At 60.2% G+C, this 14,058-nt stretch carries 17 protein-coding genes and 1 tRNA gene; 6 read left to right on the forward strand and 12 right to left on the reverse strand.

Features of this window, described 5'->3' with window-relative positions; genetic code table 11:
- The 3 genes from NW860_RS09245 to NW860_RS09255 form a co-directional block, all read left to right on the forward strand.
- Positions 1 to 374: bifunctional adenosylcobinamide kinase/adenosylcobinamide-phosphate guanylyltransferase (locus tag NW860_RS09245; RefSeq protein WP_414513793.1), on the forward strand; the 374-nt coding region annotated here is incomplete at its 5' end.
- A gap of 69 nt (positions 375 to 443) precedes the next feature.
- On the forward strand, positions 444 to 932 hold the full coding sequence (locus tag NW860_RS09250; protein ID WP_414394621.1) for a CRR6 family NdhI maturation factor: 489 nt from the start codon (positions 444 to 446) through the stop codon (positions 930 to 932).
- Between the two features lie 5 nt (positions 933 to 937).
- The gene (locus tag NW860_RS09255) at positions 938 to 1,525 is read left to right on the forward strand and encodes a hypothetical protein (RefSeq protein ID WP_414513795.1); all 588 of its coding nucleotides are present in this window, start codon (positions 938 to 940) and stop codon (positions 1,523 to 1,525) included.
- Here NW860_RS09255 and NW860_RS09260 read toward each other — a convergent pair.
- From NW860_RS09260 to NW860_RS09295, 8 genes are all read right to left on the reverse strand, one after another.
- On the reverse strand, positions 1,448 to 1,921 hold the full coding sequence (locus tag NW860_RS09260) for a YbhB/YbcL family Raf kinase inhibitor-like protein (RefSeq protein WP_414513797.1): 474 nt from the start codon (positions 1,919 to 1,921) through the stop codon (positions 1,448 to 1,450). The genes NW860_RS09255 and NW860_RS09260 overlap by 78 nt on opposite strands.
- A gap of 48 nt (positions 1,922 to 1,969) precedes the next feature.
- Positions 1,970 to 2,054: transfer RNA gene (locus NW860_RS09265), tRNA-Ser, on the reverse strand.
- A 202-nt stretch (positions 2,055 to 2,256) separates the two neighbouring features.
- Positions 2,257 to 2,514, reverse strand: a complete 258-nt coding sequence (locus NW860_RS09270; protein WP_414513799.1) for a DUF2358 domain-containing protein — start codon at positions 2,512 to 2,514, stop codon at positions 2,257 to 2,259.
- Entirely contained in the window at positions 2,511 to 3,308 is a 798-nt protein-coding gene (locus NW860_RS09275) for an MBL fold metallo-hydrolase (RefSeq protein WP_414394615.1), read from the reverse strand. The genes NW860_RS09270 and NW860_RS09275 overlap by 4 nt, the downstream gene beginning before the upstream one ends.
- A 4-nt stretch (positions 3,309 to 3,312) precedes the next feature.
- Positions 3,313 to 4,653, reverse strand: coding sequence for a TldD/PmbA family protein (locus NW860_RS09280; RefSeq protein WP_414513809.1), 1,341 nt, complete (start codon positions 4,651 to 4,653; stop codon positions 3,313 to 3,315).
- Positions 4,654 to 4,671: 18 nt separating this feature from the next.
- Positions 4,672 to 4,980, reverse strand: a complete 309-nt coding sequence (locus NW860_RS09285; protein ID WP_414513801.1) for a DUF4351 domain-containing protein — start codon at positions 4,978 to 4,980, stop codon at positions 4,672 to 4,674.
- A gap of 12 nt (positions 4,981 to 4,992) precedes the next feature.
- A complete protein-coding gene (locus NW860_RS09290) occupies positions 4,993 to 5,604 on the reverse strand; it encodes an Rpn family recombination-promoting nuclease/putative transposase (RefSeq protein ID WP_414513803.1) in 612 nt (203 codons plus the stop codon).
- 15 nt (positions 5,605 to 5,619) lie between these two features.
- Entirely contained in the window at positions 5,620 to 7,080 is a 1,461-nt protein-coding gene (locus NW860_RS09295; RefSeq protein ID WP_414394609.1) for a TldD/PmbA family protein, read from the reverse strand.
- Positions 7,081 to 7,342: 262 nt separating this feature from the next.
- On the opposite strand from NW860_RS09295, the gene NW860_RS09300 reads away from it, so the two are divergent.
- Both NW860_RS09300 and NW860_RS09305 read left to right on the forward strand, forming a co-directional pair.
- On the forward strand, positions 7,343 to 7,948 hold the full coding sequence (locus tag NW860_RS09300; RefSeq protein ID WP_414394814.1) for a uracil-DNA glycosylase: 606 nt from the start codon (positions 7,343 to 7,345) through the stop codon (positions 7,946 to 7,948).
- Between the two features lie 51 nt (positions 7,949 to 7,999).
- The gene (locus tag NW860_RS09305) at positions 8,000 to 9,607 is read left to right on the forward strand and encodes a B12-binding domain-containing radical SAM protein (RefSeq protein ID WP_414513805.1); all 1,608 of its coding nucleotides are present in this window, start codon (positions 8,000 to 8,002) and stop codon (positions 9,605 to 9,607) included.
- A gap of 15 nt (positions 9,608 to 9,622) precedes the next feature.
- On the opposite strand, the gene rbsK is transcribed toward NW860_RS09305, so the two are convergent.
- A complete protein-coding gene (gene rbsK, locus NW860_RS09310) occupies positions 9,623 to 10,540 on the reverse strand; it encodes a ribokinase (RefSeq protein ID WP_414513806.1) in 918 nt (305 codons plus the stop codon).
- A 120-nt stretch (positions 10,541 to 10,660) separates the two neighbouring features.
- Between rbsK and NW860_RS09315 the strand changes: the two genes are divergently transcribed.
- The gene (locus NW860_RS09315; RefSeq protein WP_011431068.1) at positions 10,661 to 10,972 is read left to right on the forward strand and encodes a YbjQ family protein; all 312 of its coding nucleotides are present in this window, start codon (positions 10,661 to 10,663) and stop codon (positions 10,970 to 10,972) included.
- A 5-nt stretch (positions 10,973 to 10,977) separates the two neighbouring features.
- Here the strand turns inward: NW860_RS09315 and NW860_RS09320 are convergent, their stop codons facing one another.
- The 3 genes from NW860_RS09320 to NW860_RS09330 all read right to left on the reverse strand — a co-directional run.
- On the reverse strand, positions 10,978 to 11,727 hold the full coding sequence (locus NW860_RS09320) for a YebC/PmpR family DNA-binding transcriptional regulator (protein ID WP_414394604.1): 750 nt from the start codon (positions 11,725 to 11,727) through the stop codon (positions 10,978 to 10,980).
- A 95-nt stretch (positions 11,728 to 11,822) separates the two neighbouring features.
- A complete protein-coding gene (locus NW860_RS09325) occupies positions 11,823 to 12,422 on the reverse strand; it encodes a hypothetical protein (RefSeq protein WP_414513807.1) in 600 nt (199 codons plus the stop codon).
- Between the two features lie 1,316 nt (positions 12,423 to 13,738).
- On the reverse strand, positions 13,739 to 14,058 hold a 320-nt coding region (locus tag NW860_RS09330; protein ID WP_414513808.1), incomplete at its 5' end, for a hypothetical protein.

Consider the following 14,058-nt stretch of genomic DNA (forward strand, 5'->3'; position numbering starts at 1 on the left):
GGGAAACGGGGCCTGACCTGGGCGCCGAACTGCAGCAGCTACCTCAGCCCTGCTGTGCCCTAGTGGATTCGCTGGGGGGCTGGGTGGCCCAGAGCTTGGACTGCTCGCCTGGGGAATGGGATCCCTTGGCGCAATCCTTCTTGAGAGCGTTGCAAGGCTGCCGAGGAAAAGTGATCCTGGTTTCCGAAGAAGTAGGCTGGGGAGTGGTGCCTGCCTATCCGCTGGGGCGTCAGTTTCGCGATCGGATGGGGGAGCTCACTCAGAAGCTGGCCCCGCTGGCAGACCAGGTGTTCTTGGTGGCGGCAGGCTTTGTTCTCGACCTAACTCGGCTGGGGATCCCGCTGGCAGGGGTGAATAGCCCAGAGCTGAGATAAGCTGCAAGAGGTTGATGCTATCCACAGCCCTGACCAGGATTCAAGGCGTTAAGGTAACTGCTTGTCGTCGTGCCGATTACCTTCTACTTGCCGGCCAAAGCCATTCAAACCCTGGATTTAACGCCGGGCCATGAGTTGGTGAAAACCCTGATGGCGGATCCCGTTGGCGCCGCTCAGCAGGTTCAGTGCGCCATCGATTGGCCGCGCAGCCCCGACGATCCGCGCGAGCTCTCGGAGATCCCAGAAGTGCGCCTGTGGTTCATCCGCTGGGACACGGTTTACCCCTGGATGCCCTACTTTCTCGACTGGCGCAGTGGTGAGCTGGCCCGTTACGCCGCCATGCTGGTGCCTCACCAGTTCAACCCGCGCGAAGGGATCGTCTACAACCCGGAGGCATTGGAGATCTTCGTCTACCAGAAGATTTTTGTGCTGATGCGCTGGTTTAAGCAGCAGAAACTGGGATCGGTCTCGATGCTGCGCGACATGGCCTTGGTGTTTGGCTTTGAGGTGCAACCCGAGTTTCTCAGCCTCTGGGAAGCTGAGACAGGGGAGCCATGAGAGTGATGGTGGCAGACACCTGGCCTGGAAGTCGGGCAGCGCCAGGAGTGGCAGAGGCCTGGCAGCAGGCGGTGCAAGCCCCTTGGGGCCTGCTCGAGGTGGATCCCAGACCTTCCGAAGCCCAGCTTAGAACCCTCTGGCGGCAGATGGTTGCTTGGGAGGGAGAGAAGGCCCCGCTGCTGGTGGTGCCCGGAAGCCTTGCCGACCCTCTGGGGCCTGGCCAAACCTGGGCTGACCTAGCTGCTGCGTGGGGGTTCAAGGTACTTCTGACGCTGCCTGAAGAAGCTGCCCTTAGCCAAGCAGCCGCCTTTGCAGCTTTGCTGCGGCAAACCAAGGCCGACTGCCTAGGGTGGGTGCTCCTGGAAGCGGCACCAGCCCTCTCCTCCCGACTAGAGCCTGCCTTGGTCTGGCAGTTGCCGGCCCAGGTAGGGATCCCCGTTTTGGGTAGAAAAGCAGTGGCTGGCTCGGTGGTGTGGAGAGAAGAGCTGTGGGATCTCTACGCAGGGATGGGGGGCCTACCCCGAGCTTCCCCTCCTTTGATAGGTGCCCATCAGCTGCGCCTGGGCGAGGATGTGGCCTTCCATGGCCCGTAGCAAGGCCTCTTTGGTGGCTCCTGGAGCTAAGGCTAGCTGCCTGTCCAGGGCGTAGAGGGTGAAGAAGTAGCGGTGGGTGCCGCTGGGAGGGCAAGGGCCACCATAAGTGTTCCGACCCCAACTGTTTTGCCCGTGGACGGCCCCTTGGGGGAGATCGCTGTCGGAGCGGATCCCTTCTGGCAGACTCGTGACCCTGGCAGGCAAGTTGTAGACTACCCAATGGACAAAGGTGCCTCTGGGGGCGTCTGGGTCATCCATGATCAGGGCAAAGCTTTGGGTTCCTGCAGGTGCCCCCAACCAACTCAAGGGGGGAGAAAGGTCGTCTCCTTCACAGGTGTAGCGGGAGGGGATGGGTTCTGAGGGGGCAAAAGCGGAGCTAACAAGCTGCAAAGTCATACGACCGGAGCTCAGGAAACCTCAGCAGCTAGGGAAACGATTCTGTGACGGAGAGAGTGGGATTCGAACCCACGGTGAGTTGCCCCACACAGCATTTCCAGTGCTGCGCCTTCGACCACTCGGCCATCTCTCCAGTGCACCTATGCAACTACTTTTCAGCAGCGCCGAAAAGTGAGCTTTCTAATTCTAGCAAAGAAACTCCCCGCCCTCTAAAGCTTGCAGCAGTACCTGCCAGCGAGAGCAGCGCTAGGGATTGAGGGTGGCGTTGAGTTGCATTGCTGTCTAGTCAGGGATGCACAGGCGGGGACGCCAGGGCAAAAAAGACAGGGATCCCCTTAGCGTCCACTCGGTGCTGATATAGCGCCGACCTGTTGGATGTCGTGCAGCTCGAGATGGATATCTTGCAGCCACCGCCCCAGGCTGTCGATCATGGCTCGATAGCGATCCAGGCCGCAAAACTCGTTGAGGGGATCCCGGAAGTAAACTTGGGGATCGTAAGTTGAGTAAGTTTGATTTTTGGGAAAGCGAGCGTAATCTGCCCGCAAAATAGCCACCAGATCAGGGCCAGGCGGGACTTGGGAAGGAATGCTCATGCCTTGGCTGCAACAGAAAGAGACACCGTTTCCCCAGGAGCAGGGCAGCATAGTCGGATTGATCGGCCGGTGGCAGCGTTCAGGGATCCCAGCTTTTCCCGAAACTCCTCTAGGCTCCCCAGAGGGCGGATCTGGGCGGCCAACCAGCCCTGGTAGTTCACCTCTCCCATCGCCGTCGGGATCACCTGCTGCGGGCGCAGGGCTGCCACCACCTGCAGGGCTCGCTCCGGCCCCATGATTACCTCGCCCAAGAGGGGAAAGATTTGCCCCACCACCGGAATCAACAGAGTGTGGATGGGAGAAAACTCCTGCTGCAGCCGCGGGCGGACATCGGGTTGGGAAAGATGAGGCTCATAGTAAAGCCGCGTCTGGGTGGATAGCTCTTCCAGTAAAAAGCCCAGCTCCCGCACCGGCCCCAAAGGCGCGCCGGGAACTGCTGTGATGCGCAGATCCCCCCACTGCACCCCCTGCCAGGGATCCAGAGCTTGAACCGCTGCAAATCCCAGACGCTTCACTACCCTAGCTGCAGCTGGTGAAGCCAAAACCGGGATCTGCTTGTCCAACCTTTGCAGGGTAGGCGGGTGGCAGTGATCCGGCTGGCCCTGGCTGAGGAGGATCCCGTCAATTTTGGGCAGAGTCTCCGGGGTAAAGGGGGGCGGCTGGCGGTGCTCCAGGCGGAGGAACCAGGGCAGGCCAAAGAAGACCAAAGGATCCACCAGCCACGGATCCAGGAGGAAGGTCTGCCTCTGGGTCTGGACGAGCCAACTGTTGAGGTCGAGGCGGGTGAGTTTCATGGAGCTACTGGCCGGTGATGGAGAGGTCAGCTACCCAAATGCGGGGACACAGGCCAGCAGGAGTGACCTGTGGCTCCGGCTCGACGTAGAAAATCGACTTCAACAGCTCCAGAAAGTCCCCGGCTACTGTGGCCGCCTCGATGCTGATGCGCTCTCCCTGGCGCACCCACCAGCCCTGAAAGGGCAGGGAGAAGGATCCCTGTAGAGGCTTAACTCCAGCATGGAGAGCCTGCAACTCGTCAATCCAGACCACGTTCTCAGCCGTGGCCAAGTCATAGGTGCTCTCCGGCGGTGCGCCAGCAAACACGTGATAGTAGTGGGCGGCAACCGTCACTTTGGCGCCGATGTTGGCATGGCCGGTGGGCTGGGCCCCCAGACGTTTGGCAGTGCCGGCGCTGTGCAAGAAGTGGGTTAGGACACCGTTGGTGATGAGGGGAACGCGGCGGGTGGGGGTGCCTTCGCCGTCAAAGCTGATCGCTCCTACGTTGGTTGGGTGGAGAGCGTCATCACACACCGATAGGAGAGGTGAGGCAATCTGCTTGCCCAGCGAGTCGGGGGTGGAAAGGCTTTGGTTGTCGAGGATGTTCTGGGCGTTGAAGAGATTGGAGAAAGCTCCCAAGAGGCTTAGAAAAGCTTCCCCAGAAAAAACCACCATGTATTTCCCCGAAGGGATCCGCTCGTACTCCAGGTGGCTGATGAGTTTCTCGGCAGCTTCTTTGGTGCAACCTTGAATATCCAGCTCCTCTAGGCTGCGAGCCACCCGAATGGCGCCGGCGCTGCGGGGTTTGCGGCCCTCTTGTTCTGCTTTCCCGTAGAGAAAAATTGAGGCCAGGGTGTGGCCCTCTTGGCGCAGGGCTTGGTCGCTGTTGAGGTAAAAGCGGTCGATCTGTCGCTGGGCCAAGCCGTTGTAGGGTACCCCTTGGATGGCGGGATGGGATCCCAGCAAAGCCTTCTCAGCAGCCACCAGTTGCTCTAGGAGCTCGCTAGCCAGCGCCAGGGGCCTTTTGTCGTTGCAGGGCTGGAGAATGGGCAGCTTGGCCTCTGGGCTAAATTGGGGCGCATGTTCCCGCACACCGAAGTGGCTGGCTTCAAAGGCCATCTGCAGGGCCAGTTCCAACCCCGCCTCATCGACATCGGTGGTGGAGGTCACTCCCACCTGCCCTTGGTCGTTCCAGGCCCGCACCGTTACGCTGCAGCGGTGGGAAGCCTTGACCTGGCGAGGTTCCCCGTGATCTACCTGCACGCTGGTTTCGTCCACTTGAGCCCCGTAGAGATCAAACTGGGGGATCCCCAAACGTTTGGCACAGCTTTGCACCCGTTCGGCCAAGGCCTCAACTTGCAGTATCGCCACTCCTTCTCTCCCCTACCGACGGGCCAGCCAGGCGGTCAAGTCCTCCACGCTGTTGAAATCCAGCAGCGCTTCCCCCAGCGCCTCCAGTTGCGACGTTGGCAAAGTCCAAATCCTGTTTTCCAGAGCCGGGTCAAGGGATCCCAGCTTCCGCCGCAAAAGCCGCAAAACCAGCGTTGCTTCTCCATGCTGCAATCCCTGTTGCAGTCCTTGTTGCAGGCCCAGTTGCAGACCTTCTTTGCGCCCTGCTTCCAGGCCCTCGCGCAGAGCTTCTGCCCGCCACTCTTGGTAGATCACCGACTCCCTCATATCCAAAGACCTCATGATTTGTCGAATTCAGCACCGATCCAATGCTAGTCCTGCCAAAACGGCTGTTGCCGCTGCCAGTTCCCGTCGCTCGTTGAGGTCTGGCAAGCGCTCTAGCTCACTGGCCACTCCCCGCAAGGTTTCTGTCGGATCCTCCACCTGACTCAGGACGCGAAAAGGGAGCAGGGCTTGCCAAACGTGCTCCGCACCGCTCACGCGAATGTGCTCCGCACCGCTCACGCGAACGGCTCCGGCTGGCAAGTTGCATTCCCACAAGCGAATGACCTCGAACTCATGGCTGAGTCTTTCTAGGCGGAAAAAGGTTTGGAAAACCCTCTCCGAGCGCGTTTTGCGAAGATAAATGACCACCTGCCGCACCGGTAGCTGGGGATATTTCCGATAGAGGCGAAGCCGGTAGTCAGCCATGCGAAAGGGGATTTCAGGATCTGGATCTGTTTGAAATTCCAGATGCAAAATGCTCTGCTGAAGCCCCAACAAAATCACGGAGTCTGCCCGGATGGGCTCCTCTGACAATTCCGTAGGCAGCATCTGCACCGGCGCAGCCACTTCTCCTACCAGCCAGCCGGCAAACTGCTCCGGGAAGCGCTCTGCCAGGTATTTGCAAACGTTGTCGTAGGCCATGGGGGATCCCTGGATCTAGCGCCCGCCCACGGTGATGGCGTCCACCTTGATGTGGGGCTGACCCACGGTGACGTAGATGTTGCCGCTGACAGAACCACAGAAGCCAGGGGCTAGGCGAAGATCCTTGGAGCACATGGAGATCTTGGTCAGGATGTCCTTAGCTTCCCCGATTAGGGTAGCCCCCTTGAGCGGCTTGGTAATTTTGCCGTTTTCGATGAGGTAGGCTTCTTCAACGGCAAAGTTGAATTGTCCCGTGGGGCCGACGCTGCCTCCCCCCATGCGCTTGCAGTAGATGCCCTTGTCAATAGAAGCAAAAAGATCGTCCAATTCGGCATCGCCGGGAGCGATATAGGTGTTGCGCATGCGGCTGGCGGGGGCAAAGGTGTAGTTCTGGCGGCGACCGCTGCCGGTGCGAGGGTGGCCAGTGCGCATGGAGCCAGCGCGGTCGGCCAGGAAGTTCTTCAGAATGCCTTTTTCAATGAGCAGGGTGCGCTGAACCGGCATGCCCTCGTCGTCCACATCCAGGCTGCCAAAGGCCCCCTCGGAGAGCCCCTCATCCCAGGCGGTGAGGTTTTTGTGGGCAATTTTCTGGCCTTTTTTGTCAGCAAAGGGGGTGGTTTTGCGCTCGATCTGAGTGGTTTCCAAGAGATGCCCACAGGCTTCGTGGAAGATCACGCCGCCAAAGGCGTTGGACATGACGATGGGGTAGGTGCCCGATTCCACGTAGTCGGCATAGAGCATCTGGCCGGCAGCCTCTGCCAGCTCCTGGCTGTGGGCTACAAGATCCCAGCGGCGCAAAAAGTCGGGATCCCCGGTGCCCCCCGCCCGTTGACTAACGGAAGCCCGGTGGTCGCCGTCGGCGCAGAGCAGGGTAGAACTGACCGACTGGGTGAGGCGAATGTCACGCACAAAGGTGCCATCGCTGCAGGCCACCAGGATCTCCTGCCAGTCGCGGAAGTAGTTGGTGCGGCGGGACTGGACGTGGCGAGCTTGCCGCTTCAGCTCTGCGTTGGCCCGCAGCAGGATCTCGCCCATTTCGCCAATAGGGCTGCATTCCTTGAGCCAGCCGTCTTTGCTGCGGCGCTCGGCGTAGTCTTGGAGCAGCCCTAAGTTGGCAGGAGAGACCAAAGCGGCAGGACCAGGGGGGGTGAGGCCCATGAGCAGCAGGCCTTTTTCCAGAGCAGCTTTGAGGCCGGCAAAGGAGAGATCGTTGGTGCTGACGTAGCAGTCAGCCAGGCCACGAAACACCCGCACCCCTGCGCCGGTGGAAAGCCGAGGGGTGATACTGGTGATGGCGTCGTCTTCCGCCAGGCAGCTGATGGAGTTGACCCGCTCCAGGAAGATCTCCACCAAATCGGCGCCGGCAGCCCGCCCCCAGCCCAAGAGAGTTGAAAGGGGATCCCGCCAGTCCTCGCCGAAGCGCTGCAGGGTGGGGCGGTAGTCGAGGTTGGGCAGGTCTTTGGATAGAAGCAGCATACAGGCCTATGGGGCTGGGGCCGGTTTTTGTTTCCTCAGTTTAACAAGACGTAAAGGCTGCCTTTTGGGGGAAAGAGCCTCCCAGCTTGACAAGGGCAAAGGAGCAGCCGAAGATCGCTGCACAAGGAACCCCCAGCTTGCAATGGCTGCCAAGAAAAGAGGCTCGGAGCTTCAGCCCAGCCTGTTTGACGATCCCCTAGAGCCGCCTGCCCCCACTGCGGAGACGCTTCCCCAATGGGACCAGATCCCGCTCTCGGCCCAGGTGCCCATTCCCCCCGGTACCTATCGGGATCTGGAACAACTGGAGCAGCACTGCCGAGTCTGCCAGCGCTGCGAGTTGGCGGCCAACCGTACCCATGTGGTGGTGCACCGAGGCAACCCCAAGGCAAGGATTCTCATCATCGGCGAGGGGCCGGGGGAACAGGAAGATCTGCAAGGGCTGCCCTTCGTGGGCAAGTCGGGGCAGTTGCTCGATAAGATCTTGGCCTCCGTGGGGCTAGATTCCGAACGGGACACCTACATTTGCAATGTCGTCAAGTGCCGTCCCCCCAACAACCGCGTGCCCACCCAGGAGGAGATGGACGCCTGCCGGCCCTACTTGTTGGAGCAGATCCGCCTGGTGGATCCCTGGATCATTTTGTTGACCGGCGCCACCTCGGTGCGCTCCCTTCTGGGGGATAAGCGGGGCATTACCAAGATTCGCGGCGAGTGGATCCAGTGGCAGGGGCGCTGGTGCATGCCGATTTTTCACCCAGCCTATCTGCTGCGTAACCCCGACCGCACCCCCGGCAGTCCCAAGTGGCTGATGTGGCAAGATATTCAGGCGGTAAAGCAAAAGTACCTGGAGCTTGCCGGCGCAGCGCGGTGAATCCTGCAAAACCCGGCTAAGCTGGGAAAGGAGCTCCTTGCCGTCCTTGCCTTGACCCCTTCGGAGTTTGCCCTCGAGCAGCTTCTCTTCACGCCGGCCACACCCGACCCGGACGCCGTGCGGGTCATCTACGCCTTTCCCAACACTTACTCAGTAGGAATCACCAGCCTTGGCTACCAGGTCATCTGGAGCCTGCTGGCCAGCCGTCAAGATGTGGTCGTCTCCCGCCTCTTTACAGATCTGGCCGAACCTCTGCCGCGGGATCCAGAGCTGATGGGCTTTTCCCTGTCTTGGGAGCTGGACTACGTCCATATCCTGGATCTGCTGGAGGGACAGGGGATCCCCCTCCAGGCCGAGGCGCGGGGGGAAGCGGATCCCTTGGTTTTCGGCGGTGGCCCGGTGTTGACGGCCAACCCTGAGCCCTTTGCTGCGTTCTTCGACTTCGTCCTGCTGGGAGACGGGGAAGGGCTGGTGGAACAGATGATCCAAGCCTACCGCCAGGTAAGGCGGGGATCCCGAGCGGAAAAGCTGCAGGCGCTGGCCCAGGTACCAGGGATCTACGTGCCCAGCCTCTACGAGGTGCACTACCGCGAGCCCGAGGGCCCGGTGGAGAAAGTCATTCCCAAGCTGGACGGGATCCCCAGCTCCATCCGCAAGCATACCTTCCGCGGCAACACCCTCTCGGTTTCCACCGTGGTTACCCCCAAGGCAGCCTGGGAGAACATCTACATGGTGGAGGTGGTGCGCAGTTGTCCGGAGATGTGCCGCTTTTGCCTGGCCAGCTACCTGACCCTGCCCTTCCGCGCTGCTGAGGTGGAGGGGCATCTGATCCCAGCAGTGGAGCGGGGGCTGCAGGTGACCCAGCGGATTGGCCTTTTGGGGGCCTCGGTAACCCAGCACCCCCAGTTTGAGCAGCTGCTGGAGTACCTGGCTCAGGATCGCTTTGAGCAGGTGCGCCTCAGCCTGGCTTCGGTGCGCACGGGCACGGTCACGCCTCGCCTGGCGCAAGTTCTCTCCCGTCGCGGCAGCCAGTCCATCACCGTGGCCATTGAGAGTGGCTCGGAGCGGCTGCGCCAGGTCATTAACAAAAAGCTAGCCAACGAAGAGATCTTGGCGGCGGCAGCCCACGCTCAGGCCGGCGGCCTGAAGGGGATCAAGTTCTATGGCATGGTGGGGATCCCGGCAGAGACCCAGGCTGATCTGGAGGCCACAGTTGCCCTCTTCAAGGAGCTCAAAAAGGTGGCTCCCCGCCTGCGCTTGGCCTTGGGCTGTAGCACCTTTGTGCCCAAAGCCCATACTCCCTTTCAGTGGCAGGGGGTAGATCCCCAGGCGGAGAAAAAGCTGCAGTGGTACCAAAAACACCTGCGTCCCTTGGGGATTGAGTTCCGCCCAGAAAGCTATAGTTGGTCGGTCATTCAGGCTCTGATTTCCAGAGGGGATCGACGAGTAGCGCAGGTTTTGCAGTTGGCGCGGGAGTTTGGCGACTCCCTGGGCAGCTACCGGCGCGCCTTCAAAGAGCTCAAAGGAAAGCTTCCGCCCTTGGACTACTACGTCCACAGCAACTGGGATCCGGCGGATCCCCTTCCCTGGCAACACCTTGAGGGCCCTCTCAGCCTAGAGCGGCTGCGGCAGCACCGCCAAGAGGCCTTTTCCGTGTAGCGCAGGAAGCTGTGCTTAAGGATGGGGGCCTGCAGCGGCCAGAAACGCCTCGATCTCAGCGCGGCGCGGCAAACTAGGCTGAGCCCCAGGGCGGGTTACGCACAAAGCCGCAGCGGCATTGGCAAACCGTAGAGCTTCCCTCAGGGGTTTGCCAGTAGCTAGGCAGGCGGCCAAAGCGCCGCAGAAGCTGTCGCCGGCAGCGGTGGTATCCACTACCGCCACAGGGTGGGCCGGCAGGTAGCCGCTTTCTCCGCCATCGGCCCAGACCAAGCCTGCTCCCCCCAACGTGACGATCACTGTCGGGATCCCCTGCCGTTGCAAGGCTTGGGCCACTTTTTCGGCTTGCGCGGGTGTCTCCACCGGGGATTGGGCAAGAGCAGCGGCTTCGCTTTCGTTGAGCACCAAGTAGCGCACCTGGCGCAACAGGGATCCCGGCAGGGGCACCACAGGGGCTGGATTGAGCAGGATGGGGATCCCTTGGGCAAAGGCTTGCTCTGCCACCGCCTGCACCGTGGCCAGGGGGATTTCCAGTTGCAGCAGAACCATCGCTGCCGGCGTCCAAGGAGGCAGCTGGGCGGGGGTGTAGCGACCGTTAGCGCCGGGGCTGACCACAATCCGGTTTTGCCCTGCTGGATCCACAGTGATCAGAGCGATGCCGCTGGGCCCTTCCAGCTCCCGCAGGTGGTGGGTATCGACGCCGTTCTGCTCCAGGTTCTCTTTCAGCAGGCAGCCAAAGCTGTCAGATCCCACTGCCCCCCACATCTCCACCTGGGCTCCCGCCCGGGCTGCTGCCACCGCTTGGTTGGCTCCCTTACCCCCAGGGTAGGTGGCGTAGTCGGATCCCAGCACCGTTTCCCCAGGCCCAGGATGGCGTGGTACCTGCACCACCAAGTCCAGATTCAAGCTCCCCACTACGCGAACTAGGGCTGTCATTGGCTAGCTGAAAAACGGTGCCCTAGAGGTAGCTCATTCTAGCTCCCACCACTGGGTTGGAGAGCTTTCCACCTTGGAGAGGATTGGCTAGCTTGTGAGGGGGTGACGCGGAAACAAGCCATGCTGCTGACCACTACAGACGTGCTCCAAGGTAGAGAGGTTGAGCGTTACTTGGGCATTGTTACCGCCGAAGTAGTTTATGGCACCAATGTTCTACGGGACTTCCTTGCTAGCCTCCGCAACATCATCGGGGGACGCACAAGAACCTATGAAGAAGTTCTCGAGAATGCCCAGAAAAAGGTTTTGGAAGAGTTGGAGCAGCGAGCCAAACGTTTGGGAGCAAATGGCATCCTAGGCGTTAGCATTCATACCAACATGAGCGCGACCATGATCCTCGTTACCGCCGCCGGCACCGCCGTCAAGCTGCGCTAGAACCTTTAGGCCAGGCTCTCCATCAATGCCTCGTCGATCTCAAAGTTGGCGTAGACATTTTGCACATCATCCAAGTGGTCCAGCCGCTCCATGAGGGTCAGTACCAGCTTGGCTGTCTCGGGGTCCTCCACATGCACCTCCGTAGAGGGGATCCAGCGGATGGCCGCCTCTTGCACCTGGTAGCCTTCTTTTTTGAGGTAGGTAGCCACCTGCTCCAGCAGGGTGTAATCGCAGTAGACTTCTGCGTCGGTTCCCTCTACCTTGAGATCCTCCCCGCCTGCTTCGGCTACCGCTAGCAGCAGAGCTTCGGGATCTGTCACCCCCTCTAGGCTAATCACCCCTTTTTGCCGGAACAGCCAGCTCACGCAGCCACTTTCCCCCAGGCTGCCGCCGACTTTGCTGAAGGCCTCCCGCACCTCGGCAGCCGTGCGGTTACGGTTGTCGGTCATCGCCTCGATCAAGACAGCTACCCCCCCAGGGCCGTAGCCTTCGTAGCGAATTTCCTCCAGGGGGCTGTCGTCGGTCCAGTTGCCGGATCCCTTGGCGATGGCCCGCTCGATGGTCTCAGCAGGCATGCCTGCCGCTTTGGCTTTCTCCACGGCCGAGCGCAGCCGAAAGTTGGCGTCAGGATCGGGCAGGCCGTTGCGCGCTGCCACGATGATGGCCCGGGAAAGTTTGGTAAATAGGCTGCCCTTTTTGGCATCTACACGGGCTTTTTGCCGCTTAATGTTGGCCCATTTGCTGTGTCCTGCCATGCTGTGCACACCAGTCAAGCAACCTAAGGGAAGGGATCCCCTAACTTTGAAGCCTAAATCACCACCTGCTTAGGTCTCAACCCCAGAGGTGCAGGTCAAGGCTGGATGGGTTGCCGCTCGATTACACCCCCTGGTGGCGGTGGAGCTTCTGGCGTTGCTTGAGGTGTAGGCGTTGGTGTCTCTATAGGAGCTGGCGTGGGAGGCAAAGGAGGTACAGGCTCTTCAAGCACAGCCTCAGGCGGAGGGGTCGGGGTTGGCGGCTGAGTTAAAAAGGGCGTTACCTGTTCCAGCAGCTCGGCATAGAAGATTCCGTCCTGCTCCGGCCCAAAGCGGCCCACCGCCCAGCGGTGACGGGGCACAAACAGGGTTTGCAGCAGCACTTCCCGACTGGCGAAAGAGGGAGTGCCCACAAAGACGTAGCCATCGACAATGACACGGTTCAAGTCAGGCCGAGTTTGAAACACCCGGTCCACCTCCCGCAGCATCTCCGCATCCAGTCGCTCCAGCAGAGTTCCCAGAGTGTCTTCAGGCCTGACCAAAACCCGCACTGGAAAGCGATAGCTTTCGCATCGATACTCTCCGCAGAGCTTAACCAGCTCGTTCCGAACTCGGATCTGCACCGCCGGATCGATGTCTCTCACCGGCAGGGAGACTTCTGGCTCTGGCTTTTGTTCCGCTTCCTGGGCCCAAGTCAAGAGGTGGCCACCCCAAGCTCCCAATAGCAGCGATCCGCACAACAAGGCGAGTTCCCAACCTCCAAAGGGAAGGCTCCAGCCTGGGCTGCCTCGCTCAGGGCGTTGTGAAAGCAGGAGATTGGGATCCCGATTCTTACTCAGCGGGCTGTTCATAGGTTAACCACTACGGCGTCGATAGCTACCGCCAACTCTACCCGACATAGGCCTAGGAGGCACTAGGCTAAAACGGAGCCGCTCCTGCTGGATGTCGCTGCTCAAAGGATCAAGGGGAGGGATCGATGGATTGCCAAATCCGTTCGCTGCAGCTTGCCGAAATGGCTGTAGTCTAATCTGGAGAAGCTAATGATCCTGCAAGAGGTATCTATGGCAGCGCCAACATCAAAGGTTTGGGGATCCCCTCTGAAGCTTTTTTGGGGCTTCCTAGCCTCGGCTGCCCTCCTGGCAGGCTGTGGGGGAGCTGGAGGGACGGTGCCACCTCCAGTCAATGTTTGCGCGCAAGCCTTTCCAGCGATTTTCGAGGCCAAGAGCTTGCGCCCAGGAGCAAGGCGCAGTGGAACCTTGGGGCCAAATAGCGACTTGGAGATCTACTTTGATGAGAAGGACAATGTCATAAATGCCCGGGAAGTCCCACCTCCCCCTGGTACGTTTACCTTTTATGTCGATGGATTCCTTTACTTTCTTCTGCAGCCAATGTTACGGGAGTTACTATCCGCCTAACTAGTCCAGTCTTCGACCCTCTGCTGGCCATCTTTGGTCTTGATGTCAACAGGGAGACTGATCCGGAATTCTTCTTCATCAACGATGACGCAAAGCCTGGTGATTTCACCACCTCCGAGCTGACGATCCCAGTACGGCAAGACCGCTGTTACCTAGTGCTAGTGCAAAGCTACTGGGCCCAGAATTCCCGCAGCGTTGCTCCGGGTAGCCCAGGCCGAGGTCCCTATACCCTCGAGGTGGTGAGGGAAACCTCTGCCGCGCCTCCTCCTCCCCCTCCCATCCAGCAGAAGCCTGACGACAGGGAAAATGGTGGTGGCGGTGACCGAGGCGGTGTGGGTATTTAGCTCTGGCGGGTAAGCCTAATGGCAAAGCTTGCGCTGCCACAGGTGGCTGTGCCGCGAATCAAACGCCCGTCAGAGCTGACGGTACCGCTCCACGTGACAGTTGGAGTACCGCTACCCCCTATTTTGCCGCTAACAGAAAGTTGGTTGCCGATGAGCTGGCCACTGCGCTCAGAAAAGCTGGGTGAGGAAATGGTAATCTGATCGCCGTTTTGCTGGATGGAGACGGTTTCCTGGATGCCAGTTGCAACATTGATCTTACACAGCGATCCCTGCCAGATAAAGGATCCTCCCTCGTAGAGCCACTGGCCGCTCAAAGCAAGCTCTGGGGCAGGTGTTGGCGTTGCTGGGGTCGGTGTCGAGGCCGGAGTTGGATTGGGGGTAGGGGTAAGAGGGACAAACGGCGTAAATCGAGGAATAGGGGTAAGCGTTGGGGTTGGCACTGGCGTGGGAGTGGGTGTTGGGGTTGGAGGGGGTGTTGGTGCCGGAGTTCGAGTAGGCGTTGGCACCGGAGCAGGAGTGGGCGTCGGTGCAGGGGTTCGTGTAGGCGTCGGCAGTGGAGCAGGAGTAGGTGTCGG

The sequence above is a fragment of the Synechococcus sp. F70.1 genome, from assembly GCF_047502745.1.
Classification (GTDB): Bacteria; Cyanobacteriota; Cyanobacteriia; order Thermostichales; family Thermostichaceae; genus Thermostichus.